The sequence below is a fragment of the Qipengyuania triglochinis genome, assembly GCF_054655615.1.
In genome coordinates this window covers 36,763-63,588 of the sequence record NZ_BAAHND010000003.1, presented here as the reverse complement: position 1 = coordinate 63,588, position 26,826 = coordinate 36,763, and the positions used below count along the sequence as shown (strand labels likewise).

Annotated in this window: 26 protein-coding genes; 11 read left to right on the top strand and 15 right to left on the bottom strand. The window is 61.0% G+C overall.

Going from position 1 to position 26,826, the window contains the following annotated elements:
• Window positions 1-84: 84 nt before the first annotated feature.
• The 3 genes from ACYQ0G_RS12100 to ACYQ0G_RS12090 are packed head-to-tail and all read right to left on the bottom strand — an operon-like array spanning window position 85 to window position 3,744.
• Complete coding sequence (locus ACYQ0G_RS12100) at window positions 85-1,431, bottom strand: DUF1570 domain-containing protein (protein WP_460102979.1); 1,347 nt, start codon at window positions 1,429-1,431, stop codon at window positions 85-87.
• A 58-nt stretch (window positions 1,432-1,489) separates the two neighbouring features.
• A complete protein-coding gene (locus ACYQ0G_RS12095) occupies window positions 1,490-3,328 on the bottom strand; it encodes a DUF885 domain-containing protein (protein ID WP_460102978.1) in 1,839 nt (612 codons plus the stop codon).
• Window positions 3,329-3,366: 38 nt separating this feature from the next.
• Window positions 3,367-3,744, bottom strand: coding sequence for a DUF3597 domain-containing protein (locus ACYQ0G_RS12090; protein ID WP_460102976.1), 378 nt, complete (start codon window positions 3,742-3,744; stop codon window positions 3,367-3,369).
• A gap of 121 nt (window positions 3,745-3,865) precedes the next feature.
• Here ACYQ0G_RS12090 and ACYQ0G_RS12085 point away from each other — a divergent pair, with 121 nt between their 5' ends.
• A complete protein-coding gene (locus ACYQ0G_RS12085) occupies window positions 3,866-4,075 on the top strand; it encodes a hypothetical protein (protein WP_460102974.1) in 210 nt (69 codons plus the stop codon).
• Window positions 4,076-4,095: 20 nt separating this feature from the next.
• Here the strand turns inward: ACYQ0G_RS12085 and ACYQ0G_RS12080 are convergent, their stop codons facing one another.
• Complete coding sequence (locus tag ACYQ0G_RS12080) at window positions 4,096-4,785, bottom strand: energy transducer TonB (RefSeq protein WP_460102972.1); 690 nt, start codon at window positions 4,783-4,785, stop codon at window positions 4,096-4,098.
• A 160-nt stretch (window positions 4,786-4,945) separates the two neighbouring features.
• Window positions 4,946-5,602 (bottom strand): alpha/beta hydrolase, encoded by a 657-nt coding sequence (locus tag ACYQ0G_RS12075; protein ID WP_460102970.1) that lies wholly within the window; start codon window positions 5,600-5,602, stop codon window positions 4,946-4,948.
• A gap of 130 nt (window positions 5,603-5,732) precedes the next feature.
• On the opposite strand from ACYQ0G_RS12075, the gene ACYQ0G_RS12070 reads away from it, so the two are divergent.
• From ACYQ0G_RS12070 to ACYQ0G_RS12060, 3 genes are all read left to right on the top strand, one after another.
• The gene (locus ACYQ0G_RS12070) at window positions 5,733-6,779 is read left to right on the top strand and encodes a cysteine desulfurase family protein (protein WP_460103361.1); all 1,047 of its coding nucleotides are present in this window, start codon (window positions 5,733-5,735) and stop codon (window positions 6,777-6,779) included.
• A gap of 141 nt (window positions 6,780-6,920) precedes the next feature.
• Window positions 6,921-8,015, top strand: coding sequence for a cysteine desulfurase family protein (locus ACYQ0G_RS12065; protein ID WP_460102969.1), 1,095 nt, complete (start codon window positions 6,921-6,923; stop codon window positions 8,013-8,015).
• Window positions 8,012-8,338 carry a 2Fe-2S iron-sulfur cluster-binding protein gene (locus ACYQ0G_RS12060; RefSeq protein ID WP_460102967.1) on the top strand — a complete coding sequence of 109 codons (327 nt, stop codon included), beginning with the start codon at window positions 8,012-8,014 and terminating at the stop codon, window positions 8,336-8,338. The genes ACYQ0G_RS12065 and ACYQ0G_RS12060 overlap by 4 nt, the downstream gene beginning before the upstream one ends.
• Before the next feature lie 35 nt (window positions 8,339-8,373).
• Here ACYQ0G_RS12060 and ACYQ0G_RS12055 read toward each other — a convergent pair whose 3' ends face one another.
• Together ACYQ0G_RS12055 and ACYQ0G_RS12050 are read right to left on the bottom strand one after the other, a co-directional pair.
• A complete protein-coding gene (locus tag ACYQ0G_RS12055) occupies window positions 8,374-10,011 on the bottom strand; it encodes a mechanosensitive ion channel family protein (RefSeq protein WP_460102965.1) in 1,638 nt (545 codons plus the stop codon).
• Between the two features lie 154 nt (window positions 10,012-10,165).
• Window positions 10,166-10,723 carry a type 1 glutamine amidotransferase domain-containing protein gene (locus ACYQ0G_RS12050; RefSeq protein ID WP_460102963.1) on the bottom strand — a complete coding sequence of 186 codons (558 nt, stop codon included), beginning with the start codon at window positions 10,721-10,723 and terminating at the stop codon, window positions 10,166-10,168.
• A gap of 99 nt (window positions 10,724-10,822) precedes the next feature.
• Between ACYQ0G_RS12050 and parC the strand changes: the two genes are divergently transcribed.
• Window positions 10,823-13,120, top strand: coding sequence for a DNA topoisomerase IV subunit A (gene parC / locus ACYQ0G_RS12045; protein WP_460102961.1), 2,298 nt, complete (start codon window positions 10,823-10,825; stop codon window positions 13,118-13,120).
• Between the two features lie 98 nt (window positions 13,121-13,218).
• Here the strand turns inward: parC and ACYQ0G_RS12040 are convergent, their stop codons facing one another.
• The 6 genes from ACYQ0G_RS12040 to ACYQ0G_RS12015 form a co-directional block, all read right to left on the bottom strand.
• Complete coding sequence (locus ACYQ0G_RS12040; protein ID WP_460102959.1) at window positions 13,219-13,758, bottom strand: hypothetical protein; 540 nt, start codon at window positions 13,756-13,758, stop codon at window positions 13,219-13,221.
• A gap of 260 nt (window positions 13,759-14,018) precedes the next feature.
• A complete protein-coding gene (locus tag ACYQ0G_RS12035; RefSeq protein ID WP_460102957.1) occupies window positions 14,019-15,194 on the bottom strand; it encodes a CCA tRNA nucleotidyltransferase in 1,176 nt (391 codons plus the stop codon).
• Window positions 15,195-15,308: 114 nt separating this feature from the next.
• Window positions 15,309-15,902: a CoA pyrophosphatase gene (locus ACYQ0G_RS12030; RefSeq protein ID WP_460102956.1), complete on the bottom strand. Its 594-nt coding sequence runs from the start codon at window positions 15,900-15,902 to the stop codon at window positions 15,309-15,311.
• Complete coding sequence (locus ACYQ0G_RS12025; protein ID WP_460102953.1) at window positions 15,899-16,447, bottom strand: DUF1285 domain-containing protein; 549 nt, start codon at window positions 16,445-16,447, stop codon at window positions 15,899-15,901. Before ACYQ0G_RS12025 ends, ACYQ0G_RS12030 begins: the two co-directional genes overlap by 4 nt.
• 49 nt (window positions 16,448-16,496) lie before the next feature.
• Window positions 16,497-17,039 (bottom strand): GNAT family N-acetyltransferase, encoded by a 543-nt coding sequence (locus tag ACYQ0G_RS12020; protein ID WP_460102951.1) that lies wholly within the window; start codon window positions 17,037-17,039, stop codon window positions 16,497-16,499.
• A 48-nt stretch (window positions 17,040-17,087) separates the two neighbouring features.
• Window positions 17,088-18,272, bottom strand: a complete 1,185-nt coding sequence (locus ACYQ0G_RS12015; RefSeq protein WP_460102949.1) for a PQQ-dependent sugar dehydrogenase — start codon at window positions 18,270-18,272, stop codon at window positions 17,088-17,090.
• On the opposite strand from ACYQ0G_RS12015, the gene rnhB reads away from it, so the two are divergent.
• Together rnhB and ACYQ0G_RS12005 are read left to right on the top strand one after the other, a co-directional pair.
• The gene (gene rnhB, locus ACYQ0G_RS12010) at window positions 18,271-18,897 is read left to right on the top strand and encodes a ribonuclease HII (protein WP_460102948.1); all 627 of its coding nucleotides are present in this window, start codon (window positions 18,271-18,273) and stop codon (window positions 18,895-18,897) included. The two genes, ACYQ0G_RS12015 and rnhB, sit on opposite strands and share 2 nt — an antisense overlap.
• A complete protein-coding gene (locus ACYQ0G_RS12005) occupies window positions 18,894-19,811 on the top strand; it encodes an oxidoreductase (RefSeq protein ID WP_460102946.1) in 918 nt (305 codons plus the stop codon). The genes rnhB and ACYQ0G_RS12005 overlap by 4 nt, the downstream gene beginning before the upstream one ends.
• 29 nt (window positions 19,812-19,840) lie before the next feature.
• On the opposite strand, the gene ACYQ0G_RS12000 is transcribed toward ACYQ0G_RS12005, so the two are convergent.
• Window positions 19,841-20,821 carry a sensor histidine kinase gene (locus tag ACYQ0G_RS12000; RefSeq protein ID WP_460102943.1) on the bottom strand — a complete coding sequence of 327 codons (981 nt, stop codon included), beginning with the start codon at window positions 20,819-20,821 and terminating at the stop codon, window positions 19,841-19,843.
• Window positions 20,822-21,126: 305 nt separating this feature from the next.
• Between ACYQ0G_RS12000 and ACYQ0G_RS11995 the strand changes: the two genes are divergently transcribed.
• From ACYQ0G_RS11995 to folP, 4 genes are all read left to right on the top strand, one after another.
• Window positions 21,127-22,281, top strand: coding sequence for a site-specific DNA-methyltransferase (locus ACYQ0G_RS11995; RefSeq protein ID WP_460102941.1), 1,155 nt, complete (start codon window positions 21,127-21,129; stop codon window positions 22,279-22,281).
• Window positions 22,282-22,371: 90 nt separating this feature from the next.
• Window positions 22,372-23,343 carry a sensor histidine kinase gene (locus ACYQ0G_RS11990; protein WP_460102939.1) on the top strand — a complete coding sequence of 324 codons (972 nt, stop codon included), beginning with the start codon at window positions 22,372-22,374 and terminating at the stop codon, window positions 23,341-23,343.
• Between the two features lie 78 nt (window positions 23,344-23,421).
• Window positions 23,422-24,744 (top strand): chloride channel protein, encoded by a 1,323-nt coding sequence (locus ACYQ0G_RS11985; protein WP_460102937.1) that lies wholly within the window; start codon window positions 23,422-23,424, stop codon window positions 24,742-24,744.
• Between the two features lie 178 nt (window positions 24,745-24,922).
• Window positions 24,923-26,035, top strand: coding sequence for a dihydropteroate synthase (gene folP / locus ACYQ0G_RS11980; protein ID WP_460102935.1), 1,113 nt, complete (start codon window positions 24,923-24,925; stop codon window positions 26,033-26,035).
• Here the strand turns inward: folP and ACYQ0G_RS11975 are convergent.
• Window positions 26,032-26,811, bottom strand: coding sequence for an SDR family oxidoreductase (locus ACYQ0G_RS11975; RefSeq protein ID WP_460102933.1), 780 nt, complete (start codon window positions 26,809-26,811; stop codon window positions 26,032-26,034). The two genes, folP and ACYQ0G_RS11975, sit on opposite strands and share 4 nt — an antisense overlap.
• Window positions 26,812-26,826 lie beyond the last annotated feature (15 nt).

The following is a 26,826-nucleotide window of genomic DNA, read 5'->3' as shown; positions in this document are numbered from 1 at the left end:
CACCGAGTGATCCGATATGGGGGCTTGAAGCTACGGGCATTAAGGTCTGGCGCGCCAGCGCGATCTTTCCCTCGCCAGCAAGCATTATCCCGGCATTGACCGCGAGACTTTGATCGAAAGGCGATAGCTCCGAAGCTCGTTCGAGTGCTGCCCTGGCCTGTTCGGTTGGGGGGGGCCGCGAGCCACAAAGCTGCGATAATAGAAGATAAGAGGAAGCGGGTGATCATTCTCGATTTTATTGAGTGCCGAGAAAGGCCTCATGGCTTCTCTGTAGCCGGCCTCTCCATCATCGGCCTCCGCAGCTTTTCGAAATAAAGCGAACCCCTTCTGGACATAGGCATTGGGACGCGATGGATCGATGGCAATCGCGGCATTGGCAGCGGCTATCGCTGCGTCATCATTCCCCGCGTCGAATTCAGCCTCGGCAAGTGCGGCAAGGACTCCTGGATCGGCGGGATATCTCTCAGCTACGTCTCGCGCTTCGCTGACGAGTTCCAGCGCTTGTTCGCGATTGACGCCCCGCTGCGATCTCATGCGCACTTCCATCATTTCTGCTTCGCCTTCGGGCAACTCCTCGATCGAGATGGGCCCATAAGAAATCATGTCAGGCTTGAGGTTGTAGCTAAACATCCTGCTTTTTCGGAGATATCGGGAAATCTCGCGGTCGAGCTCTTTAATATCGCCGAAAGCGTTCTCGGCGGCGTCGATCGATGATTGTCCCTCCCTGATTAGTTGCCAATACTGTGTCAGTTGGCCTCGACGTGATTCTTCGAAAGACAGATAATGATAGAGAGCCCAACTCATGCCGTAAAAAGCATCCTGCCGGTTTCCCCGTCGTTTTTCATATAGGTCTGGATCGAGGAGTTCTTCGACCGAAACATCGTCTGCATAAGCGAGTTCTCCGGCCCGATGCATCGCGGGCCGCCCGATTTGGACGGAGCCGTCGCGACCGAAACTAGCCGACGCTAAGAATTCTGCGGCTCCTTCGCTCAGCCACCGCGGCATCGCATATCGCGATGAAGAAATAAGGAAGTGATGGGCATACTCGTGGAGCAAAACTACGGTAGAGAAATCCGGATACCCGCTCTTGTTTCGAATATCCTGGACGAATGCGCGTGAAGCCCCGGCGCGTGGCATATAGAAACCTGCAACATTGTTGTCGTCGGAACCTGCAAGCTTGCGAATATCACGCTGGCTTCCCACAGCGAAAATGGTGACGCGGTTCGAGGGGCTAGGTGTATCTACCTCTCTTCCCGTCACCACTTCCATTGCGGCGTGGTATTTTTCTAGGTTCTCCGCAAACTCCCGGACATCATCTTCGCTGTCATCGGCATAGATAACGAAATGTTCGCTACTGGCGCGATGCCATTTGGCCTGCACCGGTGACGCAAAGATAAAAAGCGTCGCCAGAAGAAAGAGCTTACCCCGCACGTTCAACCCCCGTTGTTTCTTCCGGATTTATCAAGTCCGGAAAAAACTTAAAGAGTAATCAGCTCTGTGCTTGAGAGATATATTTTCCGATATTGTGCTCCATTACATCCATTGGTGCATTGCCGCCCAAGACGACGGCATCATTAAAGGCTTTGAAATCGTAAGCGCTGCCCAAGGCCGCCTGCGCCCGTTCCCGCTGGGCAACGATACGGCTGTGGCCGAGTTTGTAGCCGGTCGCCTGGCCCGGCCAACTGCAATATCGGTCCACTTCGCTTTGCACTTCCTCCGGTTTCGAACCGTTGCGCTCGATGAAAAACTGGCGGCCCTGCTCCCGGCTCCACCCCTTGGAGTGGAGGCCTGTATCCACGACCATGCGGCAGGCGCGGAAGGCGAGGGACTGCAGGTAGCCAAGCTGCCCCACCTCGAAACCGTCATAGGCTCCCAACTCATCCGCAAGCTGTTCGCCGTAGAGAGCCCAGCCTTCGCTGAACGGGTTGAAGGCCAGTACCGAACGAATGAGCGGTAAGCGGTTGGAATATTCGCCTTCCCAGACATGACCGGGAATAGTCTCGTGATAGGTAAGATCAGCAAGGTCGTATTTGCGGTGCAGATCGGTGGTGCGCAGGTTGATCCAGAAACGCCCTGGAATTGTACCGTCCTTGCTCCCTGCACCCCCGTAAGCGCCTGGGGCGCCAGCCTCTTCGGCTACCGGAATGCGCATGACTTCGAGATTGGGATCGACCAGAGTGTTGAATGCGCGGGGCATCTGGGCGCGAATCCAGTCAACGCGCTCTTCGATGAATTCCATGATCTGCTCTCGGCCAGCATCGCCGTCAGCGAATTGATAGCGTGGGTCTTCGGCCAGCGCGCTCATGCGAGCACCGACGCTGCCGTCGGTGTAGCCGATCTTACGCAATATCGGGTCCATGCGCGCATGAAGGGCTTCGAGTTCTTCAAGTCCCTGCTGGTGGACTTCATCAGGGCTTAAAATGGTGGTCGTGCTGTTGCGTAATGCCCAGGCATAAAATTCATCGCCATAGGGGCGAGCGGAAATGCCTGGGGCCGAGGTTGCGACAGCGCGTTCGGCCTTGAGTTCCGCAAGTTGGCGGCCGAGGGCTTCCGCGATTGGGCCCTGTTCAAGCGCAAGTGCCTGGTCAGCCCGAGTTTCGGGGAGGCCTTTGGCCACAAGTTTCGCGCGCAGGTCAGCAGCAAAAAGCTCTCCCTTGCCTGCACTCTCGATGGTCTGTTCCATCTGCCGGATGGTCTTGTCGAGCAGAAAATCCGGCGGAACCACGCCCATACGACGTGCCGATTGTATCCGCGCCAGTTCACCGTCGAAAGTGGCGGGAGCCTGCTGGAGGCGCTCAACATAGGCGTCTGCATCTGCCATGCTTTCGACCATGTGTGTCGACTGCATGAAGCGGGGTAAGCCGATATATTCACCGACATTCTGAATTACGACATAAGGGGCCGTACGCCAGTTGCCGACTGGTGTGTCACCATAAGGCAGGGCAAAGCCATCCAAGGCTAGTTGATAGGCGCTTTGTACGACCTCCAGATTGGTTATGCTGGTGCTATCAAGACCATCGCGCGGGAATGCACTAACGCGCGCTAGATCTTGCTTGAGCGTAGCGGCATAGGCTCGCTGTCCGGCGGGCGACTGATCTTCCAGTTTGCTTCTGAGCGCCGCATGTTCGCCCGTGTCGACGCCAAGTCCAGTGGCGCGCTCAGGTTCATGCTGAAGTAAATTGTAAGCGACGCTTTCAAGCAGTTGGTCTACCGACTGGGAGCTAGCTCCCCTGGGGAGGGTGGCGCATCCGCCGAGGGTAAGAGCAGTCGACGCGCCAAGACCTGCAAGAAGTTGGCGGCGGGTGGCATTAAATGTCGGTGTGGTCATGCGAGGAGCATGTGCGCCCCTCTCATAACCAAGTCAAATCAATCGAGAAATTCCGCCGGGACCTTGCCACCATTGGCGGACAATTCGCGCATGGTGCGTTTGTGCAGCCAGACATTGTCTTCGGCACTGCCAGAGTATTCCGGGCGGCCCAGTTCCTGAGCAAGGGCCTTGCGGTTTTCGTAAGAGGAATCGACCCCGATTAACTTCATCAGATCGACGATTGAGGTCCGCCAGTTCAGGCGATCGGCACCCGGCATGGAATCGAGGCTGTTTTCAACATCGACAACCGGGGTTGCCTGGGGCTGGGTGACAGGCGCATCGGCCCACGCATTCCCTGTCTTGGTCTGGACCGGAGGCGTCTTGGCTTTTGCTTCCCTCCCGAAAATAGCGTCCTTGATGCTGCTGAAAATGCCCATTCGAATATGCTCCGTAATACGGCTCGCGGCGAAATGCCGCATGCTTGCCCGATCAACGGCAGGCCGACGTGCGCGTTCCGATGGATTGCGCGAATCGCACCGCGCCCGCTAGGCAGGCGGCATGCTGGATCTCGTGCTTTCGATCGTCGTGCTTGCCGCCATTGCCTTGCTGGCAGGCGCATTCTTCCTGTGGCGGCGGACGGGCAATGCGAAGAACGCCGCCCTCATGGTGGTACTGGCCTTCATCGCGCTGATCAATGTGGCGATCTGGACGGTGCCCACCACAGACGGCGAAGCCCCGCTCGACAAGGTCGAACGAGGCTCGCGCTAAATCTCACTTGAAGCGGCGGATTACCGGGGCAATTGCCACCTCACCGATGAGACGAACTTTCCAGCGACAGGTTCGCCATTCGAACCGCGGGCAGGCTCGAATTTCGCACGCTTGGTAACCAGCGAGCAGGTCGCCTGGTCCAGTTCGGAATGCCCGGTCGAGCCCAGGATACGGCAGCCGGTCACGGCCCCGGCCTTCGAGATGTCCAACTGGAATTTGGCGACGCCGGTCAGCTCGCGCCGGGCCCAGCTCGATTTGTAATCGCGATCTCCCAGCCATCGGCCCGGATCATTGCGCGGCTTGGCACTGACGGGATCGAAAGTGGCCACCGGCGCCGGAGGGGCGGGTACGGGTAGCGATTCCGGCACGGGAATCGGCACGGGCGACCGTGGAAGATCCGGGATCGTGGTCGTCGTTTTAGACTGCGATTTGTCATCGCTGAGTTCAAGCTTGGGATTCGGCACCGTGACCGGCGGGTCTGCCTCAACCTTTGGCTCGGCGGTCGTTTCCGGTTCCGGCAGCGGCTCCGGTTCGGGCAAGGGAGGGACAACCTTGGGGAGATCGAAGGTATCGATGATCTTTTCAGGTTCGGCGACCCCTGTGGCCACCGACAGCCCCGCAATCACCAGGGCACCGATCGCGGCCTGTGTAACGATGGCACCGGCCAGCCCGGCCGGCGATGGTCCCTGCTTCTGATCGACATATGCCATTTGATGCCTCCTCTTCCATTGCAACCCATGACTCGGCAATGTTACAACATTACGAGCATATGGCAAGGGTTTGATGGATTGCATCACTGCGGCAGGTGTGGCGGCAATAAAAAGGGCCCCGCAGGGCCCCTTTTTGATTACATCAGAAATGCCTGAACCGTCAGGTGATGGGGCAGGACGGATCCAGGCGGAAGTCGAGATAATTGTCGACCGACTTCATCAGTTCTTCCTGCTCGTTCTCGAAGAAGTGATTGGCGCGCGGGATTTCTTCGTGATGCACGGTGATGTGCTTCTGCGTGCGCAGCTTTTCGACCAGCTTGGTCACTGCATTCGGCTGGACGACGGTATCCTGCGCACCGTGGATGAAGATACCCGAAGCGGGGCAGGGCGCGAGGAAAGAGAAATCATACATGCTGGCCGGCGCGCCGATCGACAGCCAGCCACGAATTTCCGGCCGACGCATCAGCAGCTGCATGCCGATCAGAGAGCCGAAGCTGACGCCTGCAATCCAGGTTACCTGCGCTTCGGGATGAATTTGCTGGACCCAGTCGAGCGCGGACGCCGCATCGGACAATTCGCCCACGCCGTTGTCGAAGCTGCCCTGGCTGCGGCCGACACCGCGGAAATTGAAGCGCAGGGTGGCAAAACCGCGATTCACGAAGGTCTTGTACAGACGCTGCGTGATCTGTTCGTTCATCGTGCCGCCGCCCTGCGGATGCGGATGAAGGATCATCGCCACGGGGGCGCGGGGCCGGGGGGCAGGAGAGAAGCGGCCTTCTAGGCGGCCTTCGGGGCCGGGAAAAATCACGGTAGGCATGAAGGTGAAAGTACCTCGGCAGAAATTTTCGGGGCGCTGATCCCGGGAAGGGCTTTGCGCGGGGTCGCGGGCTATATAGTGTTTACCACCGAAATCGCAATAAATTCGAGCATGTCCCGTCAATAACCGCATCTATCTCGACCATGCCGCAACCACTCCGCTGCGCCCCGAAGCGCGGGCGGCGATGGAAGAAGGCTTCGCCCGCTGGGCCAATCCCAGCAGTCCGCACGCCGAAGGCCGCAAGGCCCGCGCCGCGCTGGAGGATGCGCGCGAGCGGGTGAAGCGCGCGCTTGGCTGGGAGGGGGAAGTGATCTTCACCAGCGGCGCGAGCGAGGCGGCGGCGCTGGCGCTGAACCATGCCAAGGCCGGGGCGCGGCTGGTTTCGGCGATCGAACATGATGCCGTGCTGAAGGCCGCGCCGGATGCCGAACGGCTGTTCGTGCAGACGGATGGCGCGCTCGATCTGGAATTGCTGGCCGAAGCGGTGCAGCGCGAACGCCCGCTGGTAGCGGTGCAGCAGATTAATTCGGAAACCGGCAATCGGCAGGATATGGCGGCCATTGCCGATATCGTGCGCGGTGCCGGCGGCATGCTGCTGGCCGATTGCGCGCAGTCCGCCGGAAAGCTTGTGCTGCCGGACTGCGAGATGGCGATCGTGTCAGCGCACAAGTTCGGCGGCCCGATCGGTGTCGGTGCGCTGCTGGTGAGGGATTTCGCCATGCTTGATCCCGCCGGTGGGCAGGAACGCGGCTATCGGCGCGGGACTGAGAATATGCCCGGCGCGCTGGGCATGGCGGCGGCGCTGGAGGCTTGCGGCGAACCCTATATCGATGCGGCCGTTCTCGAACCGCTCGGCGCGCTGGCACAGAAATGCCGCGAGGTGGGCGGCACCTGGCTTTCCGACCGGCTTTCCAACCCCACGCCCTTCGTCCGCGCGATTGCAATGCCCGGGATGAGCGGCAGTGCGCAGGTCATGCGGTTCGACATGGCAGGGATCGCGGTCAGCCAGGGCTCTGCCTGTTCGTCCGGCACGATGAAGACCAGCCACGTGCTGCAGGGCATGCAGGTCGAACCCGAAATCGCCGACCGCACAATCCGCGCCAGCTTCGGCTGGAGTACCTCGCGCCAAGAGGTGGAACGGTTCTGCGCGGTGTGGCTTGAATTGGCGAAACAGTAGTGTCCGTTCGTGCTGACCCTGTCGAAGCACCGCTGTTCTTTTTGACTGGCGCGGCACCCGCAGTAAGTACGGCCGTAGGGCGTTTGCCCACCTGCGGTTCCGACAAGCTCAGGGCGAACGGATAGGGACGTTTGCGCACCGATGATTTACCTCGATTACCAAGCCACCACCCCGCTCGCCCCCGAAGCGCGCGATGCCATGCTGCGCTGGCTCGACGGGCCGGGCGGAACTGGCTTCGGCAATCCGCATTCGCCGCACAAGATGGGCCGTCAGGCGAAGGCAGCGATCGAGTTCGCCCGCGATCAGGTCGCCGCGCTGTTTCCCGGCGGGGGCAGGGTGATCTTCACCAGCGGGGCAACCGAAGCCATCAATCTGGCCATTCGCGGCAGCGGTACGGGCGGGACGGTTTCGGTGTCGGCCATCGAACATGCCGCGGTGCTGGACACGGCGCGCGACGCAGGCACCTGCCACGTCCTCAACGTTGCCAAGAACGGGCAGTGCAATACCAAGCAGGATTTGCCGCAGGACACGCGGCTCGTGTGCCTGATGCAGGTCAATAACGAAATCGGGACGATCCAGCCCACGGTCGAATGGCATCGCAAGGCCAAGGAAAACAACGCCTTGTATTTCTGCGATGCGGTGCAGGCCTATGGCAAGATCGAAGTGACCGGCGCCGATATGATCGCGATCAGCGCGCACAAGTTCCACGGCCCCAAAGGCGTGGGCGCGCTGTGGGTGCGCAACGGGGTGGAGCTTGCAGAAGTGCAGACCGGCGGCGGGCAGGAATTCGGCCTGCGGTCGGGCACGCTTTCCCCGGCCCTGATCGCGGGAATGGGCGCGGCGGCCGCAGAGGCGAAAGACCGGATGGAGCAGGATGCCGAACATGTGCAGAAGCTCTGGCAACGCGCCGCGCAGATATTCGAGGACTGGGATCTGAACGGCAGCGCCGAGGCGCGCTATCACGGTAATCTCAACATCCGTCCGCGCGGCCCCAATGGCGGCGGGCTGGATGTGAACCGGCTGATGAGCGAGTGCCGCAATGTCATGTTCTCTGCCGGTTCGGCCTGTGCCAGCGGATCGGGCCGGACCAGCCATGTGCTGGAGGCGATCGGCTTGCCTCAGAAACTGGCGAAATGTTCGATCCGGCTGGGGTTCGGCCGCTACACGACGCTTGAGGAAATTGAAGAAGCGGGCCGGACCATCAACGAAGCTGCAAAGGCGCAAGGTTCACTATGAAGGTTTATTTCATCACCAGCGAAGGCAATCGCGTCGTTGCCGAATGTCAAGAGGGCAATACGCTTCTCCGCGTCGCCCAGGCTGCCGGAATGCCGCTTGAGGGAACGTGCGAAGGGCAGATGGCATGCTCGACCTGCCATGTGGTCGTCGACAGCCAATGGTTCGACCGGATTCCCGAAGCTAGCGAGGAAGAGGAGGACATGCTCGACTTGGCCGCCGGTGTTCGCCGGACGAGCCGATTGTCCTGCCAGATCGTCCTAACCCCTGATCTAGAAGGTTTGACCGTATCCATTCCCGTCGAGAGCCACGATATGTCCCGGTAAAAGGGGCGTCAGGATCACTGAAATAAGCAGAGAGCTTAATCTTCTGTCGCATCCATGCGGACTTCACGTTCTCTGGGGATAAAGGCGGGGACAGGTTCGTTGCCGGAAGCTGCATCCAGCCGGGAAGCGGCCGCAAGCATATGCTCGCGCAGGCGACAATGCATGTCCCAACCGCACTTGGGATCGGATGATCGTGCCATGAAACGCACCACCATGGCTTTTGCGTTTTGCGAAACAACCTGACATTCCGCATCTTCTGGATCGACCACATCTTCATCGTTTTCGATGAATTCGCGGAATGGACCGCGCAGTTTTTCGACGTCAGCCCGGTTATCCAGTTCAAGCTCGACATGCATCATCAGAGAGGCATCCTGCTTGGTCCAGTTCTCGAAACTGTTGCTGGTAAAGTCGCTGACAGGGGCAATAACGCGGCGTTCGTCCCATGTCCGCAGACGCAAATGGGTAAAACCAATCTTTTCGACGAAGCACCATTGTCCATCGAAAAAGATGGCATCGCCGATCCGGGCGGTCTGAGCGAAAGCGATCTGTACGCTCGCCATGATGTCGCCCAGAACTTTCCGCGCGGCGAAGGCCAGTACGATGCCAAGAACACCCGCTGAAGCAATAATGGAAAACCCGAGAGTATTCGACAGATTGCTCGCGACCAGCAGGAAGCCGATCCCGGCAAGAAGTATTAGAACGGTAACGATACGCCGAATGGCGCTCATCTTGGTGTAGAAATTGCGATCTTCGTTATTGTCCGGCGCTTCGAGTTCCTTCGTCCGCCGTGATGTAGCTAGATCGAACAGCGCCTCGATTACCGATAGCGCGATGCCAATGATTGCGAGGATAATCAGGATGAGCTGAAGGGGGTCGAGCAGATCCTTGACCGGCCCCGAAAGCCTGAAGAAGGTAGCCCTGACTATCGCGAACGTACCTGCAAAGGCGAGCAAAGTGGCAGGTAGATGGATCGCCTGCAGGACGCTGTGGAACTTCGATTCCTCGTCGTGCCTTTTCCGGAGGCGATCGATAGCGAGATAGGTCAGCGCAGCCGCAAGCGCTGCCGCCAGGAGGATGAGCGGCAAGGCGATGACCTCCCACCATGCCAGCGTCCAGAAAGCCTGTTTGCGGAGCGAATTAGGCAGTGACTTCTCGAAATTCGTTGGGCCGTAAATATCGTAGAGCGCGGGGACGTTCTCGACGGTTTGCCGGCTGAAAACCCAGACAGGCTCGGTTCCGGGCGCAAGAACGCGAGAGATACGGATCGGCACGGTTCGATTCGAGAGTTCAAGCACTCCTAATGTCAGGCTTCGGCGAGGGACGCCGGCCATGGGATCCTTGGAAGTTGTCTTTGTATCGACTGCATCAGGGCGATCGGGCAGGCTGCCCCAGTCAACTACAAGCGATCGATTCAGCAAATCATAGAGCTCAGCTGCTAGCACCTCCGGTTCGCGAGAACTGCCTTCGACATTGGCCAGGTCAAGAGCCGCGGCAGCCTTCGACCATTCTTCACGCTCGCCAGCAGCCATGAAGCTTTCGAGTAGCCCCAGGGGCGTATCGAGATCGAGAGGGGTTTCTCCGGGCGGAGTTGCATTCTGGAGGCGCTCGATTTCGTAAACATAGGCTTCCGAACCCGAAGCGACTTCCCGACTGGCTTGAGCCGCAAGGGGCATGGCGAAGCATGCCAATATCAACAGAAACAGGCTTTTTATCGTGCGATTGAATGAATTCCCCATGCCGCTCTAATGAATTGCGATTGAAATGGGTCCCACGCAATACGAAACCCCGCCGTCAGCGACAGCGGGGTTCCGAGTGATTTCAAATCAGTTAGGCGGCTTCCATCGCGCTCTTATCAGCAGTGGCGCCTAGCTTTTCAATCAATGCCTTGCTGAATGCAGGAATATCGTCGGGATTACGGCTGGTAATTAAATTGCCATCTTCAGCAACTTCCTGATCGACGACATTTGCGCCCGCGTTCTTGAGATCGGTGCGGATGGAAGGCCAGCTTGTTACAGTCTTGCCTTTCACAAGGTCGGCTTCTGCAAGAAGCCATGGCGCATGGCAGATTGCTGCAACGGGCTTGTTTGCCATTCCGAATTCGCGGACAATCGCGACGGCACGATCATTCATGCGAAGGATGTCGGGGTTCATTTGACCACCGGGAAGGAGAAGCGCGTCGTAGCCCGAACAGTCGGCGATTTCATCGACCGTCTTCTCTACAGCAACGCTTTCGCCCCAGTCCTTCTGGTCCCAGCCCTTGATTTCGCCCTTTTCGAGACTGACAACGGTCGTTTTGAAACCGGCGTTTTCGAGGTTGGCCTTAGGCTTCATCAATTCCGATTGTTCGAAGCCGTCAGTGGCGAGGATCATTACGTGCTTGGTCATGGGTGTATTCCTTCGATTTCGTGTTACCCATGCAACGTGTGGGGATGACGTGCCGTTCCGCGGTGACAGGTGAGCCGTGGCTCTGATAGGGCAGGCTTCATGGCCACTACCAACCTTGACGATTCCGGCGCTGATCCGTTCGACGCTATTGTCGACGCGCCCTTCGATTCCGCGCTGTCCGAACGCTATCTCGTCTATGCTCTGTCGACGATTACGGCGCGTTCGCTGCCGGACCTGCGCGACGGGTTGAAGCCGGTCCATCGGCGCCTGCTATGGACCATGCGGCAGCTGAAACTCGATCCGGCCAGCGGGTTCAAGAAATCGGCCCGCGTCGTGGGCGAGGTGATCGGTAAATATCACCCGCATGGCGATACGGCCGCTTACGATGCAATGGTGCGCCTCGCGCAGGACTTCGCGCTGCGTTATCCGCTGGTCGAAGGGCAGGGCAATTTCGGCAATATCGATGGCGATAACGCCGCCGCCTATCGTTATACAGAAGCGCGCCTAACGAAGACGGCGATGCGTCTGATGGAAGGGCTGGACGCCGGTACGGTCGATTTCATCCCGACCTACAATAACGAGGAAGAAGAGCCGGAGATCATGCCGGGCCTCTTCCCCAATTTGCTGGCCAACGGGGCAAGCGGGATCGCGGTCGGCATGGCCACCAACATCCCGAGCCACAACGTCGCCGAGATCGTGGATGCGACGCTGGAAGTGATCGACAATCCGCATGTCGAACACGCGCGGCTGATGGAAATCTTCAAGGGGCCCGACTTTGCCACTGGCGGTGTCGTGCCGGAAAGCGCGCAGACCATCAGCCATGCCTATGAAACCGGCCGCGGATCCTTCCGCGTGCGCGGCCGCTTCCATGCGGCAGAGGCTGAGAAGGCCGAAGATCGCGAAGCGGGTGTCGAACGGCTTGGCGGGGGGCAGTGGCAGCTGGTCATTTCCGAAATTCCCTATCAGGTCGCCAAGGGCAAGCTGATCGAGCAGATCGCGGCGGCGATCTCGGACAAGAAGCTGCCCATCCTCGAAGATGTTCGCGACGAGAGCGACGAGCAGATCCGCATCGTGCTGATCCCGCGCAGCCGCAATATCGATCCGGAATTGCTGAAGGAGAGCATTTACAAGCTCACCGATATGGAGACGCGGTTCGGCCTCAACCTCAACGTGCTGGATGCGACCCGCACGCCGATGGTGATGGGGCTAAAGGAACTGCTCGACAACTGGATCGCCAGCCAGATCGACATTCTGCAACGTCGCAGCCAGCACCGCCTCGACCAGATCGCCCGGCGTCTTGAGCTGGTCGAAGGCTATATCATTGCCTTCCTCAACCTCGACCGGGTGATCGAGATCATCCGGACCGAGGACGAGCCAAAGCCGGTGATGATGGCGGAGTTCAGCCTGACCGACCGGCAGGCCGAAGCCATTCTCAACATGCGCCTGCGAAGCTTGCGCAAGCTGGAGGAGATGCAGCTCAGGAACGAGAAGGACGAGCTGCTGAAAGAGCAGGACGAGCTGGAAAAGCTGCTCGGCAGTCCGGCCCGCCAGCGCACCCGCCTGAAGCGCGATCTGAATGCGCTGCGCAAGGAATATGGCGAGGATACCGATCTCGGCCGCCGCCGTACCACCATCGAAGAAGCTGCCCCGGCGGTGGAATTCAGCATGGATGCGATGATCGAGAAAGAACCGGTCACGATCATCCTGTCGCAGAAGGGCTGGATTCGCGGTGCCAAGGGGCATCTGCCCCTGGATCAGGACTTTAAATACAAGGAAGGCGACGGCCCGGCTTTCGTCTTCCATGCGCAGACTACCGACAAATTGCTGCTCGCCACCGATCAGGGCCGTTTCTTCACGCTCGGCGCGGATAAGCTGCCCGGCGCGCGCGGTTTCGGCGAACCGGTGCGCAATACGCTGGATATAGAGACCACCGCCCACATCATCTCGGTCATCGTGCACGAAGCGGGCAAGCGTTTGTTGCTGGCGGCAAGCACGGGCAAGGGCTTTGCCGCCGTAACCGATGATCTGCTGGCCGAAACCCGCAAAGGCCGTCAGGTAGTGAACCTGCCCGGCAAGGCGGTGCTGCGCGTGGCGCGGCCGATCGACAAGGCGCACGATCACGTTGCCGTGGTGGGCGAGAACCGCAAGCTGGTGGTGTTCAATCTGGAAGAACTGCCACAGATGACGCGCGGGCAGGGCAACAAGCTGCAGAACTATCGCGATGGCGGGCTTTCCGATGCCACTACGTTCACGATGGAAGAAGGGCTCAGCTGGACCATGGGCGGCAAGGAAGGCCGCACCCGGACAGAAACCGAGATGTGGCAGTGGAAGGTCGCGCGCGGCGGCGCCGGACGGTTGCCGCCACAAGGCTTCCCCCGCGACAATACCTTCAGCTGACAAAAAAAGGCCGGAAGCGGTGATCGCTTCCGGCCCAAGTCCCCTTGCGGGGATTTCTCTGGATTTTTCGGTGGCTCCAGAGAAGCTCTGACTAGTGTTTACTGACCTGCACCGTCGGCAGCCGGTGCTGCGGCAGCTGCCTGCGCCATTGCCGCATCGATCTGGGCATTGGTCAGCAGGGCGATAAGGCCGTTGTCGGTGGCCGCGAAGTGTTCGCGCAGCAGGGCGACCTTCTTGGTCTCGTCACCGCCGCGGGCGACAACCACGTTATTGCCTTCAACCGAAACGATCGTTCCGAGCGGAGCCTGTTCCGCATCCATGGCGGTGGCGCCAGGAACAAGTGCGGCGTCGAGCTTGGCAGACGCTTCGGCCAGTTGAGCATCGATCATGCTGTTGAGCTGCGCCTGGGTCACGGTGATGGTTGGGCCGGTTTCGCCCTGGCCGTACATGTCGACAGCCAGCGGAACCTTGTGCTTGCCGGTGTCGAGGACGGCGGTGCCGTTTTCGACTGCAACGATTGTGCCCACGGCATTGCCTTCGGGGCCGGTCACGGTGGCGCCGCTGACGACTTGGTCGTTGGCAAGCGCTGGGGTTGCAGCAAGAGCGACGGAGGCGATGGCCAGCTTCGCGAATTTCATGTGTATCTCCTGGACGTGTTGAACTTACGGGTCCGCTGCGCGCAAAAGGACGCCCGGCGGACAAATCTGAATTGTTAGAGCGGCGGGAAGACTGTAAGTCTCTGTCAAAGGCCGCCAGTTCCCCCTCCGAGGAAACGACCTGCTCTATGGCAAACCGGTCCCCGAGAGGCAACCGCTTCACCAAGCCTTATGCTGCACCGCAGCTTAAGCGAAGCTGAAGATGGTGTTTTGAAGGACGTAATCTGTGGTTTTGCGCTGCATCATTCCGCGGCCAGAACCTCGTCCAGCATGGCAAGGACGTGCTTGCGATCGGGAAATCCTGCATCTACCCAGCGCCGCTCCACCGTTTGCAGCATACGCGCGACCTGCGGTCCTTTGGCAACGCCCCGTTCAACGATCTCGCCGCCCTTGAGTGGGAGTTGCGGCGCTACCCAATCGTCCAGCATACTGGGATCGGAACGAAGAATGAGCAGGCGATCACGTGCGCAGTCTACCCCTTCATAATAGGCAAGTGCGAGCGGGCCCTTCATATCGCGCGTGTCTCGTGCCGCGACGCAGGCGAGCCGTTCGCGCTGGCTTCGCGAAAGCCGCAGGCGGGCGGATACTGCCTCGGCGACCGGCGGAACGGGGGGCAGCATCGCGGCCAGCCGGCGCATCGCGTCGGGACTGATCTCATAATCGCGCTCGGTCTTTACGAGCTGAGCAAGGTTCTCCGCCTCGCGCTTGCTGCATTCGGGCAGCACTTGCTGCATCACGCCGAGTTCGCGCATCTTGAAGACGGTTGGCGAAGGATCGGGCAAAGCGAGCAGGTTCTGCAATTCCCAGCCAACCCGCTCGCGGCTCAGGCCCTTCAGCGTCGAGGCAAGTTCTTCGCACGCTGCGGTAGCTTCATCGTCCCAGTCATCGCCAAAGCGGGTCTGGAAACGGAAATAACGCAGGATGCGAAGATGGTCTTCCCGGATCCGCTCGCGCGCATCGCCGATGAAGCGTACCCGGCCTGCTTCCAGATCGGTCACACCGCCGAAATAGTCGTCGATCTCCAGCGTTTCCGGGTGGGCATAGAGCGCGTTGATGGTGAAATCGCGGCGTGAAGCATCCTCTTTCCACTCGGTCGCAAAGGCGACCGTGGCGCGGCGGCCATCGGTGGAAACATCGCGGCGCAGCGTGGTGATCTCGACATTGCCGTGCGGGAGGATCGCTGTGACCGTGCCATGGTCGATGCCGGTGGGGATGGTCCGTATCCCTGCATCCTTGCAACGGTCGATGACCTCGGCCGGATGCAGCGGGGTTGCGCAATCGATGTCGTGAATGTCCTTGCCCAGCAGGCTGTCGCGCACGGCTCCGCCGACATAGCGCGTATTGTCCGCGCCAAGCGCAGCGATAAGCTGCGCCAGATCGTCGCGCTTCGTCCAGTCTGCTTGGGGTAAAGTGGCCAACCTTCGTTCCGTTCGTGCTGAGCTTGTCGAAGCACCGCTCTTTCTTCGAGCGCAGCGCCTAAGTGAAGTGCGGCACTTCGACAAGCTCAGTGCGAACGGATTATGGCTGTTGCTCTAATCGAACCACGCCAGACGACGCGACAGATTGATGCAGATGGCGGCGGTGACACCCCAGATGCGATAACCTTCGTGGTCCATCTCGTAATAGCGGCGCATCGAACCTTTCCAGAATACTTCGTTCTCGCTCCATGCGGAACGGTCCATCAGCTTGGCCAGTGGTGCCTCGAACCAGCTTTCGACCTCGCGCGGGTCGGGGCGGATGGCCAGATCGGCTGGCACGGTTGCGAGCACCGGAGTGATGTCGAACCCCGTACCCGTCTGATAACGGTCGGTGGTGCCGATTACGCGGACCTTCTCGCCTTCGATGCCGAGTTCTTCCCATGCTTCGCGCAAGGCAGCCTCGACCGCGTCTTCGCCTTCCTCGATCTTGCCACCCGGAAAAGCGACCTGGCCGGGATGGTCGCGCATGGTGCGCGGGCGCTGGGTGAGCAGGACAGTGGGATTGTCGCATTCGGTGACCGCGATCAGCACAGCGGCATCGGCAGTACGATCGAGATCGGCGAAGGTCGCATCGGTCAGCAGATCGGCGACATCACGCTCGTGCCCCTGCGTAAACAGGTCAGTCAGCCGCTCGAATATGGCGCTCATGCGGGGATGAGGGAAAAACTATCGCCGCCGCTGGTTACGGTCCAGTCATCGCTCTCGGCCAAGGCGATCTGCGCCAGCTGTTCGTAGGTGGAGCGGTTCAGGCGCGCCTCGCAGCCACGGCGGACATGCACATATAAGGCCGGGTTGTCAGGATCGCCCTGCGCACGGATCGGGTTGTCCGGCCCTGCCACCACCAGTTCGTCCGTATTCAGACGGAAGGCGAGATCGCCGTCCTTGCGGCTGACGTCAGTGGCAATGAAACAGGCGTCATCCACCTTTATCGAAAGCTTCTGATAGGGCACCACTAGCCAGTAGCTGCCATCTTCCTCGCGGTTCAGCAGGCCGGAAAAGGCGCGGACCATGGCGGGGCGGGTGATGGGGCTGCCGTCATGAAGCCAGGTGCCATCGGCGCGAATGACCATGTGGCTGTCATCCACATTGTCGGGAGACCATTGTTCGACCGGCGGCAGACGGCGCTCGGCCACAGCCTCGGCGATATCGGCAAGGCTCATTCCGGCGAGTTCGGGGGGCGGGGTATAGACCATCGTTGCACCAATGGATGACGCGGCGCTTCGTGCCGCGCAAGCGAATGCGTCAGCCGGCCGCCTGGCTCGTTTCCGGCGTCCACGGGCCCAGCATGCCTTCGGGCGGCAGGATGGCAGGATTGCCGGTCCGCAGAAGCAGACGTTCGCGTTCGAACGGTCCCGGACAATGCCATCCGCCGGTATGCTCGGCGGTGAAATCCCAGCGATCGTAATAATCCGGATCGCCGATCATCACTTGCGGATAGGGCGGGGCGCCGTCCTCGAAAGCGGCATCGATCGCGCCGAGGCTGGCGGCCATCAGCGCCTTGCCGAAGCCTTCGCCCTGGCGGCCGGGCATGACGGCAACCGGGCCGACCATGATCAGGGGATGAGGGCGGCCCTTGGGATCGGTGAGGGCCACGGGCCACAGCTGGATCGACCCGGCGAGATAATCGTCATCGTCCAGCGCGGCGAAACTTAGGCCCGGCAAATGCCCCACGCCTTCGCGGATACGGTAGGCCGTTCGCGCATGGCGGCCATCGCCGAAAGCAGCGTCGAGAAGTTGTTCGACCAGAGCCGGGTCGATTGCGTCGAGGGGAACCAGAGTCGCCATGGGCCGCGCCGTTAGGGGCGCAGCCCAAAGCTGTCGAACAAAATCGCCTTATTCGGGGCGAAGCTCCAGCAAGCGGCCGCCCTCGCCGTCTTCCAGCACCCACAGGGCGCCGTCCGGCCCTTCGACAACCTGGCGGATGCGCTCACCCATGTCGTAACGCGCAACTTCACGTGCATCGGTTCCATCGACGGCTACGCGGATCAGTGCTTGGGTCTTCAGACCCGCCACGATCAGATCCCCATCCATTCTGGGGAACAGGTCGCCCCGATAGAAGATCATGTTACCCGGCGCGATAACGGGGGACCAGCTGATGACCGGCTTGGTAAAACCGTCATCGGCCGTGTGATCGGGAATGTTGGAGTTGTCGTAATTGATGCCGTTGGAGCGTACCGGCCAGCCGTAATTCTTGCCAGGCTCGACCAGGTTCAGTTCGTCACCACCCTGAGGACCGTGCTCGATCTCCCACAAGCGGCCTGCGCTGTCGAAATCGATGCTCAGCATGTTACGATTGCCATAGGTCCAAATTTCGTCGGTCGGGCTGCCTTCACCGGCGAAGGGATTGCCCGCAGCAGGAGAACCGTCGAGGCTGAGGCGGACGATCGTACCCAGCGTGTTCGAGCGATCCTGTGCTGGATCCTTCTTCTGACGCTCACCGCTGGTCACAAACATATATTGTTCGTCCGGGCTGAAAACGATGCGGTGCGAATAATGCCCGCGCCCGGTCACCTTGGGCGTCTGACGCCAGATGATATCGAGGCCCTGAATGCTGCAGGCGTCTGCTTGTGAACAGGTCAACTGACCACGCCCGACGACCGCGCCGCGCGTATCGCCGCTGCCGGCTTCGACCCAGCTGAGATAGATGGTACGGCCATTGATCGAACTGCTGCTTTCCGATGGCAGGAAAGCGACATCGCCAAGGCCTCCCTGACCGCCGTAATCGACCTGCGGAAGGCCGCTGACCGTCGCGGTGCGCTTGGTGGCAACATCGTATACCTTCGCAGTGCCGGGCTTTTCGGTGATGAACAGCTTTTGCGTGCCGGGTACGAAGGCCGAAGCCCAGGGTTCGTTGAAGGTGCCATGTTCGGTGATGGCAAATTCGCCCTCGAAATCGCCATTCTGGCTGGGGGTCGAAACTGCCTCGCCAGTTGGTTCTCCGGTGGAATATCCGCTTCCGCAACTTGCGAGCAGCGCGACAGGCGATAGGGTGGCGGCAATAACGGATAGTCGCTTCATGTTTTCATCAACTCCCGAGAAAGGTTTAGGCACGGCTCCGCTCATTGTGGGCGTGGACGAGGCCGGGCGCGGTCCCCTGGCCGGACCAGTGGTGGCCGCTGCGGTGGTTTTGTGCAAGCCATGTCCTGGCGGGCTCGACGATTCCAAAAAACTTTCCGCAGTGAAGCGTTCCAAGCTCGAACCACAGATTCAGCGTCGCTGCGCCTGGGGGTTGGCGGTGGTCGATCCTGACGAAATCGATCGCCTCAATATCTTTGGCGCAACCATGCTGGCAATGACGCTGGCGACGCAGCGCTGCATTCAGGCGCTGGGCGCGGAACCCGCAGAAGTCCTGATCGATGGCAATCTCACGCCCGCCGGTCGTCGGCCGGAATGGTGCTGGCCTGCACGCGCCATCGTCGGCGGTGATGGCAAGGAAGCCTGCATCTCTGCCGCTAGTATCCTGGCCAAGGAATATCGTGACCGCCTGATGCGCGAGGCGGCCGCTGCGTATCCCCATTATGGATGGGATCGCAACATGGGCTACGGAACGGCCCAGCACATGGAAGCATTGCGAACATATGGACCGAGCCCGCTGCACCGCCGCAGCTTCGCCCCGGTCAGCCAGATGGAGATGTTCGCGTGACCTTTGCTTTTTCCGATATTCCAACCCTCACGGGCAAGACCGCTATCGTTACCGGGGCCAACACCGGCATAGGGCTGGAAATCGCACGGGGTCTGTCACGAAAAGGCGCAAGAGTGGTGCTGGCCTGCCGCGATGCGGACAAGGCGAATGCCGCGATGGATGACATTTCCAGCGGTCCCGAGCGCGCCGATCTCGCCTATCTTCATCTCGACCTCGCCAATATCGCGTCGGTGCGCGATGCCGCCGAAGAGGCGGGCAAGGAAGACCGCATCGATTTGCTGATCAACAACGCGGGCGTCATGTTTCCGCCCCTGTCGCACGGATCGACCGGTTGCGAATTGCAGTTTGCGGTCAACCACCTCGGCCATTTCGCCTTCACCGGCCTCTTGCTCGACAAGCTGGCCGACAATGGCGGCGGCCGGGTGGTGAGCCAATCTTCGCTCGCCCATCGCGGCGCCGCGCTGGATTTCGATAATCTCGATGCAGCGCAAGGCTATTCGCGCAACACCTTTTACGGGCAGAGCAAGCTGTCGAACCTGCTGTTCGCTTTCGAACTTGATCGTCGACTTCGCGCGGCGAACTCATCGGTAAAATCGGTCGCAGCCCATCCGGGAATCGCGCAGACCGATCTCACGCGGCACATGGGCGTGGCAGGCAAACTGTTCGGCCCTGCGATCGGCCTGTTCCTGAACTCTTCTGCAGAAGGCGCGCTTCCGGCATTGCAAGCGGCGACCGATCCCGGTGTAGAGGGCGGGGAATTCTTCGGACCCTATGGTTTCCGCGAGATGAGCGGAACAGTTTCAGGGCCTGCCGTGCCTACCGAAACCGCGCAGGATCCGTTGTTGGCTGGGCGGCTTTGGGCGAAATCGATCGAGCTGACCGGTGTCGACCCGGAACTCGCCGCGGCAAACTGAGCCTGCTCGTTGCGGCGCAAGCGCTGGTATCATTCCTTCTGCACGAACGCGCTGGCAGGAAATGTGATCGTACATTTTGCACCCTCAGGCGGGAATGTCTGCTCCACCGTCGCGTCTGCGCTCAGCGAGCTGCGGATTAGCTTGCTGCCGAAGCCTTGACCCGAAGGCTCGGTAACTGCGGGACCACCGCGTTCCACCCATTCCAAGATGACTTCTCCGTCCGACCCGGCTCGGGTATCGAGATGGACGCGGCCATCGTCCGTGGAGAGCGCCCCGTATTTGATCGCATTGGTCATCAATTCGTGGAGCACCAATGTAAGCCGCTCCGCGAGCGACGCTCTGACGTGAAGCTCGGGATCGATGTCGAACCGGAACTGCGAGGCAAGCTTCGGCGCGGCATCCAGTTCTGACTGCAGGATATGTCTGAGAGAAACGATCGTGCTTCTGTCGCGATAGGCAAGATCGTGGCTTCTGCCGATTGCCGCCAGCCGCGCCTTCAGCGTTTCTGCGATCTCGGCCCGGTCTCCTTCCTGCCTTGTTGCCACGCCTACCAGTCCGCTGATCGAGGCGATGATGTTCTTCAGCCGGTGGTTCAACTCGGCGGTAACCAGCCGCAGATGCTCTTCCGCCCGCTTGGTTTCGGTGATGTCGATCACATGGCCGATCAGCCGGTCATTCTTTCCGTCATCGCCGGGAAAATGCCGACCATGCGCATCGATCCAGCGGACAAGCCCATCGGCCCTCTTGATGCGGCACTGGAAGGCCCAGTCCACCCCATCAGCAAGCGCTGCGGAGTAAGTGGCTTCGACCTCCTCGCGATCCTCTTCCACGATGTGGTCGAGGAAATCATCGAAGGTCCAGCTGTCGCGCAGCGTTTCATAGCCGAAGATACGGTCATGCGTGAGGTTGCGCCACGCCTTGCCCGTGACGGTATCCAGTTCCCAGATCCCGATGTGACCGGCGGCCACAGCCATGTCGAGATGCTCGTCAGCGCTACCGCGCTGTTCCATCGATTGCATCATTTGTTAAAAACGCCCCTCAATTCAGTATCTTGATATGATAGGTCGAGGCGATTTTGCAAGTTTGGCGGATTTTGGCGGATCCGCGTGCGGAAGCAAAAGTTGCGATCCGAGTCCGGAAAGACACACCCCAGTATCTGGAGTCTGCGCGCGGCTGTCGGACTCTATATCTGGTGGGGGACTCGTTTCGTTCCCGCATGGTTAACATCGTCTTGCAACGCGTTACCTAAATATCTGACTTGACCCGGAATCCATTTGGACTCACCCTGTGGATAACTTCAAGCGGGGGTAATGTGATGGCGGTCCTCGAGACCACGAAAACGCGCAGCCAGACGGTTGCGAAAGCAAAAGCGAAGCCGGTCACGGGCGAAATCGCACGCGATCTGCCAGTGGGGCAGATCCTCGATGGGGACTGCATCGAAGCGATGCGTTCGATCCCGAGCGCGAGCGTCGATCTGGTCTTTGCCGATCCGCCCTACAACCTCCAGCTGGGCGGCGATCTCAACCGGCCAGATGGCAGCCATGTCGATGCGGTCACCGATCATTGGGACCAGTTCGACAGCTTCGCGCTGTACGACAAATTTACGCGCGAGTGGCTGACCGAGGCCAAGCGCATCCTCAAGCCCGATGGCGGGCTGTGGGTGATCGGCAGCTATCACAACATCTACCGCGTCGGCGCGATCCTGCAGGATCTGGGCTTCTGGATCCTCAACGATATCGTGTGGCGCAAGTCCAACCCCATGCCCAATTTCCGCGGCACGCGCTTCACCAACGCCCATGAAACGCTGCTGTGGTGTTCGCAGGGAGAAAAGGCGAAGTATCACTTCAACTACCGCGCGATGAAGACGCTCAACGACGAGCTCCAAATGCGCAGCGATTGGGTCCTGCCGATCTGTAACGGGGCCGAACGGCTGAAGGAAGGCGGCCACAAGGTCCACCCGACGCAGAAGCCGGAGGCACTCCTTTATCGCGTGCTGCTTTCGACCACCGAGAAGGGCGACGTCGTGCTCGATCCGTTTTTCGGCACCGGCACCACCGGCGCGGTCGCCAAGCGCCTGGGCCGCCAGTGGATCGGTTGCGAGCGCGAGGGCAATTATCGCGACGCCGCGCTGAAGCGGATCGAGAAGGAACTCCCGCTCGACGAAAGCGCGCTCACCACCATGCAGGCTGGGCGCAGCGCCCCCAAGGTAGCCTTCGGTGCTCTGGTCGAGAACGGCTTCATCGCGCCCGGCACAAAGGTATTCGACAAGAAACGCCGCTGGACCGCGACGGTGCGCGCCGATGGCTCGCTCGCCCATGAGAAGAAAACGGGCAGCATCCACGGCCTCGGCAAGGACTTGCAGGGCGCGCCCAGCTGCAACGGCTGGACCTTCTGGCATTACGAGGTGGAAGGCGAGGTGAAGCCCATCGATGCTGCACGCCAGCTTTACCTGCTCGCGGTCGAGGATTGAGCGACTTAACATCACTGGCCGGTAATCAAGGACCGGAATTTAACGTATTTTGATGACTTGCGTCGCGGCTTTGCTTACGCGTCCGCCGCAATGCCCGATGTCCTACCATTTGAAAAACTCAGCGCCGATCACCTGCGCCTAATCCTCGAAGCAGGACAGATCGGCATCTGGGAGCTCGACATTGCGAGCGGAGTGGCGGTCCGCAATCGAAGGCACGATGCCATTTTCGGCTATGACCAGCCGCTGGATGAGTGGACATTCGACATGTTCATCGACCACGTGGCTTCTGATCAGCGCAGCGAGGTCGAGGCTAAGCAGCGCGCGGCCATAGCCAGCCAGAGCATCTGGTCTTTCGACTGCGCTATTCGCGATGCTCACGGTGACAAGCGCTGGATCAGCGCTGCAGGACAGCCGCTCGTTACGGACGGCGGCAAGGTCGAGAAGATTATCGGCCATGTTATCGATATTACCGAGACCAAGCAGCGCGAAGCGCGGCTGAGGCTGCTGACGGACGAACTCAACCACCGCGTGCGCAACATGCTCTCGGTGATCAAGTCGATCGTGCGGCTCTCATCGCGCAAGGCGGATGATCTGCCCACCTTCGCCAATGCGCTCGAGGGACGCGTCAGCGCCCTTGCGCGCAGCCACCAGCTGCTGGTGGGCGATGGCTCGGCCTCGCTGACCCCCAGCGCTATCCTCGACGCAGAAGTCGCGGCCTTGCCCAATCTGGACCAGCGCGTCGAAATAACGGTGAAGGACGAAGTGCCGCTTACCGGCGCAATCGGACAGGGCCTCGCCCTCATTTTCCACGAACTCACGACCAATGCGCTGAAATACGGATCGCTGTCCAACGAGGAGGGCCGGATCCGGGTCGACATCTGCCGCGAAGGCGAGATGCTTCTCATCGAATGGCGCGAATTCGACGGACCGCCGGTAAAAGCGTGCGAGGCCAATGGCTTTGGATCGACCCTGATCGCCGATGCCATCGGTTCTGCAGGCCAGATCGACCTGCGCTTCCCCACTACCGGCGTGGAATGCGATATCTGCTTGAAGCTGGTTTAGCCTCTTCGATTTTCAGACCACCGGTCGGTCGGTGCGCCGCGCTGGACGAATCCCCGCAGGCGGCATAGGGGGGCGGCAATGGCCCTCCTTCCGCGCAGACCTCGTTTCCTCGATGGCAAGATGCCGCAGGAACTGGTCAGCGCCGAAGACTGGAAGCGGCGCATGGCCATGCTGGTCTCGGCCGTGCTGATCGGGCTTGCCGCGCTGCTGTTTGCAGAGCTGGGCGACCATGCGCAGGCTCTCTTTTCTTCCGTTCGCAGCGAATACGTCTGGCTACCGCTCGTCCTGACCCCGGTCACCTTCGTAATCGTCGCAGCGCTTACCCGCCGCTTTGCGAGCGAGGCTGGTGGTTCGGGCATTCCGCAGGTCATGGCCGCCAGCCGCAATCCGATGGGGCCTGCGGCGCGCGCGCTCATGTCGCTGCGCGCGGCGATTGCCAAGATCGTGCTGACCGTGGTTGCCCTGTGCGGCGGTGCATCGGTCGGGCGCGAAGGGCCGACCGTGCAACTGGCAGGATCCATCATGGTCCAGATCCACCGGCTGTTCCGGCTGCGCGTTACGCCCGGCGTGGTCATTGCGGGCGGGGCAGCCGGGGTCGCGGCGGCATTCAACACGCCACTGGCCGGGATTGCCTTTGCCATTGAGGAGCTTGCCACCGCCTATGAACAGCGCGTCGCCGTACTGGTGATGGGTGCAGTCATGATCGCGGGCCTCACCGCTCAGGGGTTGGCTGGCGATTATATCTATTTCGGCCTGCTTCAGGGCAGTCTGCCATTATCGACCGTGCTCATCGCCGCGCCGCTGGCCGGGCTTTTCGGCGGGGTGCTGGGCGGACTGTTCTCGCGTGCCTTCCTGATGCTGCGCGGTCCCGAAGGGCGCTGGTCGGCGCTGCTGGGCGGGCGGCCACTGCTCACGGCGCTTATCTGCGGTGCCATCGTCGGCCTGCTGATCTTCCTGACCGATGGAGATGCGGCGGGTACGGGATACGAACCGACTACTTCTCTGCTCGAAGGCGAGCAGGGTGATTACTGGTTCGGCCCGGCCAAGTTCATTGCCGCCCTGGCGACCAGTGCCAGCGGGATACCCGGCGGAATTTTCGCGCCCTCGCTGGCGGCTGGGGCCGGTTTCGGCCAGATCCTGACACCGCTTTTCCCGGCAGAACAAGCCGGGCTGATAGTGCTGCTCGGCATGGCAGGGTATTTCACCGGTGTCGTGCGGGCACCATTGACCGCAGTCATCATCCTGGGCGAAGCGACCGGCAGCAGCCACGTGATCCTGCCTTTGTTCGCAACCGCTCTGATCGGAGACTGGGCAGGCAGCATGGTATGCCGCGAGAAGCTCTACCTAGCCCTTTCGCGTGGTTTCATGGCGAAGGACCCGCGCGAGCAGCAGCCGGATTGAGGCTGTCCTACACGCGGCGCTCGCGCTAGGCGAAGGGGCATGAGCAGGACGTTTCATACTGGTATTGATCGCAGCAATCTGGCCGCGTTCGCTGTACGCATATGGGCCTTGGATTTTCTCACCAAGACCGTGCTCCATGTGTTCCATCCTGTTGGAAATGCCCTAGGACAATCCAACAATGACTGATCGCATCTACATCCGCCCCATCGGCCTCGTTCCCGGCCCGCAGAGCGAACACGGCAATGCCATGCGGCTTGCCGGCGGCATGGTCTATGCCAGCCGGTTCGCGGTGATATTGCGCCGCGATGGCCAGATCGTCGAGCGTTGGCTCGCCGCGCCCGACACGATCGCAGAAGTGCTGGGCCAGTTGCCCGATGCGGTTGGGGGCGAGGCGGAACGCCAGTGGTCCAACCTAACGTTGGCCCATCCGCCGCTGGAACTGGGGGCGCGGACCGTCCGCCTCGACCAGCCGCAAATCATGGGTATTCTCAACGTCACGCCTGACAGCTTCAGCGATGCCGGGTCCTTCATGGACGATCCCGATGCGCAGCGCGGACAGGCCGCTGCGATGATCGAGGCCGGTGCGGCGATCATCGACGTGGGCGGCGAAAGTACGCGGCCCGGTGCAAAAGCGGTCTGGGAAGGCGACGAGATCAAGCGCGTGGTCCCTGCCATCGAAATGTGCGCCGGGATGGGCGCCGCGGTCAGTGTCGATACGCGCAAGGCCGCGGTGATGGAGGCTGCCCTTGCTGCCGGTGCCACGCTGATCAACGATGTGTCGGGCCTCACCCATGATCCGCGAAGCGCCGAGGTGGTTGCGGGCGCGAAATGCGCGGTGGTGCTTATGCACGCGCCCGGCACGGGGCAGGACCTGCACGAGGGCGGCGACTACGCCAGCGTGGTGTTGGACGTGTTCGACGAGCTGCGGGCGCGGCGCAATGCGGCGCTGGAAGCGGGCGTAGCCCCGGGCCGTATCCTGCTTGATCCGGGCATCGGTTTCGGCAAATCGCTGGCCGACAATCTGGCGCTTATGAACGCGCTGCCGCTGCTCCATGCGCTGGGCCATCCCGTCCTTCTGGGGGCCAGCCGCAAGCGACTGATCGGAGCGCTTTCGAATGAGGCGGCTGCCGACCAGCGTCTGGGCGGCAGTGTCGCGCTGGCGCTCAAAGGCATGGATGCGGGTGTGCAACTGCACCGCGTCCACGATGTCGCGGAAACGGTGCAGGCACGCAATGTCTGGCGCGGCCTGCGCGATGCGGCGCTGACCGATTTCGGCGATCTGCCGGGCTAGCCGGGAGAAGCTGCGCTTCCGGCAAGCAGGCCGCCGTCCAGGGTCAGTTCCGTGCCGGTCATGTAAGCGCTCTCGGGCGAAGCGAGGTAGACGCAGAGCGCGGCCACTTCCTCGGGCGTGCCGAACCGCTTGAGCGGGGTATCCGCGACCAGCGCGGCCATGGTAGCCTCGCGTTCCGGCCCGGTCCCCAGCATGGGCTCCCACATGGGGGTGAGCACGGCAGCGGGGTGAACCGAATTGCAGCGGATGCGCCAGCCCTGCTGCGCGGCGTAAAGCGCCACCGATTTGGTATGGTTGCGGATCGCTGCCTTGCTCGCGGCATAGGCCGCCGCACCGGGAATGCCGACCATGCCGGAGCGTGAGGAGATGTTGATGATCGAACCCGCACCGCGCGCTTTCATGGCTTGAAGCGCATAGCGGCAGCCGAGGAAGCAGCCGTCTGTATTCACGGCATGGACCCGGCGCCAGTCAGCCAGACTGGCAGTTTCGGGATCGTGCGGCGCGGTGGCGGTCTCGAAGCCTGTGATGCCGGCATTGTTGACGAGCACGTCGATTGCGGGATGCTGGTCCTGCAGCGCGGTCCAGTCCGCTTCGCTCGCCACGTCCAGCCGGTGGAATTCGCAGCCCAACCGGTCGGCAGTGGCAGCACCGGCGGTTTGGTCGATGTCGGTCAGGATCACGCGCGCACCTTCTGCCAGGAAGGCGGCGCAAACGGCCTCGCCAATGCCGCGCGCACCGCCGGTAACCACGCAGAGCATGTCGTTCAGTTTTTGCATGAGGTGTCTTTCGAA

What these genes read in the sequence shown, in the direction of transcription:
- ACYQ0G_RS12060 (WP_460102967.1), top strand. Translation starts at nt 8,012, where the DNA reads ATGAAGGTTTATTTCATCACCAGCGAAGGCAATCGCGTCGTTGCCGAA.
- ACYQ0G_RS11995 (WP_460102941.1), top strand. Translation starts at nt 21,127, where the DNA reads ATGGCGGTCCTCGAGACCACGAAAACGCGCAGCCAGACGGTTGCGAAA.
- ACYQ0G_RS12050 (WP_460102963.1), bottom strand. Translation starts at nt 10,723, where the DNA reads ATGACCAAGCACGTAATGATCCTCGCCACTGACGGCTTCGAACAATCG.
- ACYQ0G_RS12020 (WP_460102951.1), bottom strand. Translation starts at nt 17,039, where the DNA reads ATGGCGACTCTGGTTCCCCTCGACGCAATCGACCCGGCTCTGGTCGAA.
- ACYQ0G_RS12015 (WP_460102949.1), bottom strand. Translation starts at nt 18,272, where the DNA reads ATGAAGCGACTATCCGTTATTGCCGCCACCCTATCGCCTGTCGCGCTG.
- ACYQ0G_RS11975 (WP_460102933.1), bottom strand. Translation starts at nt 26,811, where the DNA reads ATGCAAAAACTGAACGACATGCTCTGCGTGGTTACCGGCGGTGCGCGC.
- ACYQ0G_RS12080 (WP_460102972.1), bottom strand. Translation starts at nt 4,785, where the DNA reads ATGGCATATGTCGATCAGAAGCAGGGACCATCGCCGGCCGGGCTGGCC.
- ACYQ0G_RS12065 (WP_460102969.1), top strand. Translation starts at nt 6,921, where the DNA reads ATGATTTACCTCGATTACCAAGCCACCACCCCGCTCGCCCCCGAAGCG.
- folP (WP_460102935.1), top strand. Translation starts at nt 24,923, where the DNA reads ATGACTGATCGCATCTACATCCGCCCCATCGGCCTCGTTCCCGGCCCG.
- ACYQ0G_RS12000 (WP_460102943.1), bottom strand. Translation starts at nt 20,821, where the DNA reads ATGGAACAGCGCGGTAGCGCTGACGAGCATCTCGACATGGCTGTGGCC.
- rnhB (WP_460102948.1), top strand. Translation starts at nt 18,271, where the DNA reads ATGTTTTCATCAACTCCCGAGAAAGGTTTAGGCACGGCTCCGCTCATT.
- ACYQ0G_RS12055 (WP_460102965.1), bottom strand. Translation starts at nt 10,011, where the DNA reads ATGCCCCTTGCGGCTCAAGCCAGTCGGGAAGTCGCTTCGGGTTCGGAA.
- ACYQ0G_RS12075 (WP_460102970.1), bottom strand. Translation starts at nt 5,602, where the DNA reads ATGCCTACCGTGATTTTTCCCGGCCCCGAAGGCCGCCTAGAAGGCCGC.
- ACYQ0G_RS12090 (WP_460102976.1), bottom strand. Translation starts at nt 3,744, where the DNA reads ATGGGCATTTTCAGCAGCATCAAGGACGCTATTTTCGGGAGGGAAGCA.
- ACYQ0G_RS12025 (WP_460102953.1), bottom strand. Translation starts at nt 16,447, where the DNA reads ATGGTCTATACCCCGCCCCCCGAACTCGCCGGAATGAGCCTTGCCGAT.
- ACYQ0G_RS12040 (WP_460102959.1), bottom strand. Translation starts at nt 13,758, where the DNA reads ATGAAATTCGCGAAGCTGGCCATCGCCTCCGTCGCTCTTGCTGCAACC.
- ACYQ0G_RS11990 (WP_460102939.1), top strand. Translation starts at nt 22,372, where the DNA reads ATGCCCGATGTCCTACCATTTGAAAAACTCAGCGCCGATCACCTGCGC.
- parC (WP_460102961.1), top strand. Translation starts at nt 10,823, where the DNA reads ATGGCCACTACCAACCTTGACGATTCCGGCGCTGATCCGTTCGACGCT.
- ACYQ0G_RS11985 (WP_460102937.1), top strand. Translation starts at nt 23,422, where the DNA reads ATGGCCCTCCTTCCGCGCAGACCTCGTTTCCTCGATGGCAAGATGCCG.
- ACYQ0G_RS12085 (WP_460102974.1), top strand. Translation starts at nt 3,866, where the DNA reads ATGCTGGATCTCGTGCTTTCGATCGTCGTGCTTGCCGCCATTGCCTTG.
- ACYQ0G_RS12030 (WP_460102956.1), bottom strand. Translation starts at nt 15,902, where the DNA reads ATGAGCGCCATATTCGAGCGGCTGACTGACCTGTTTACGCAGGGGCAC.
- ACYQ0G_RS12095 (WP_460102978.1), bottom strand. Translation starts at nt 3,328, where the DNA reads ATGACCACACCGACATTTAATGCCACCCGCCGCCAACTTCTTGCAGGT.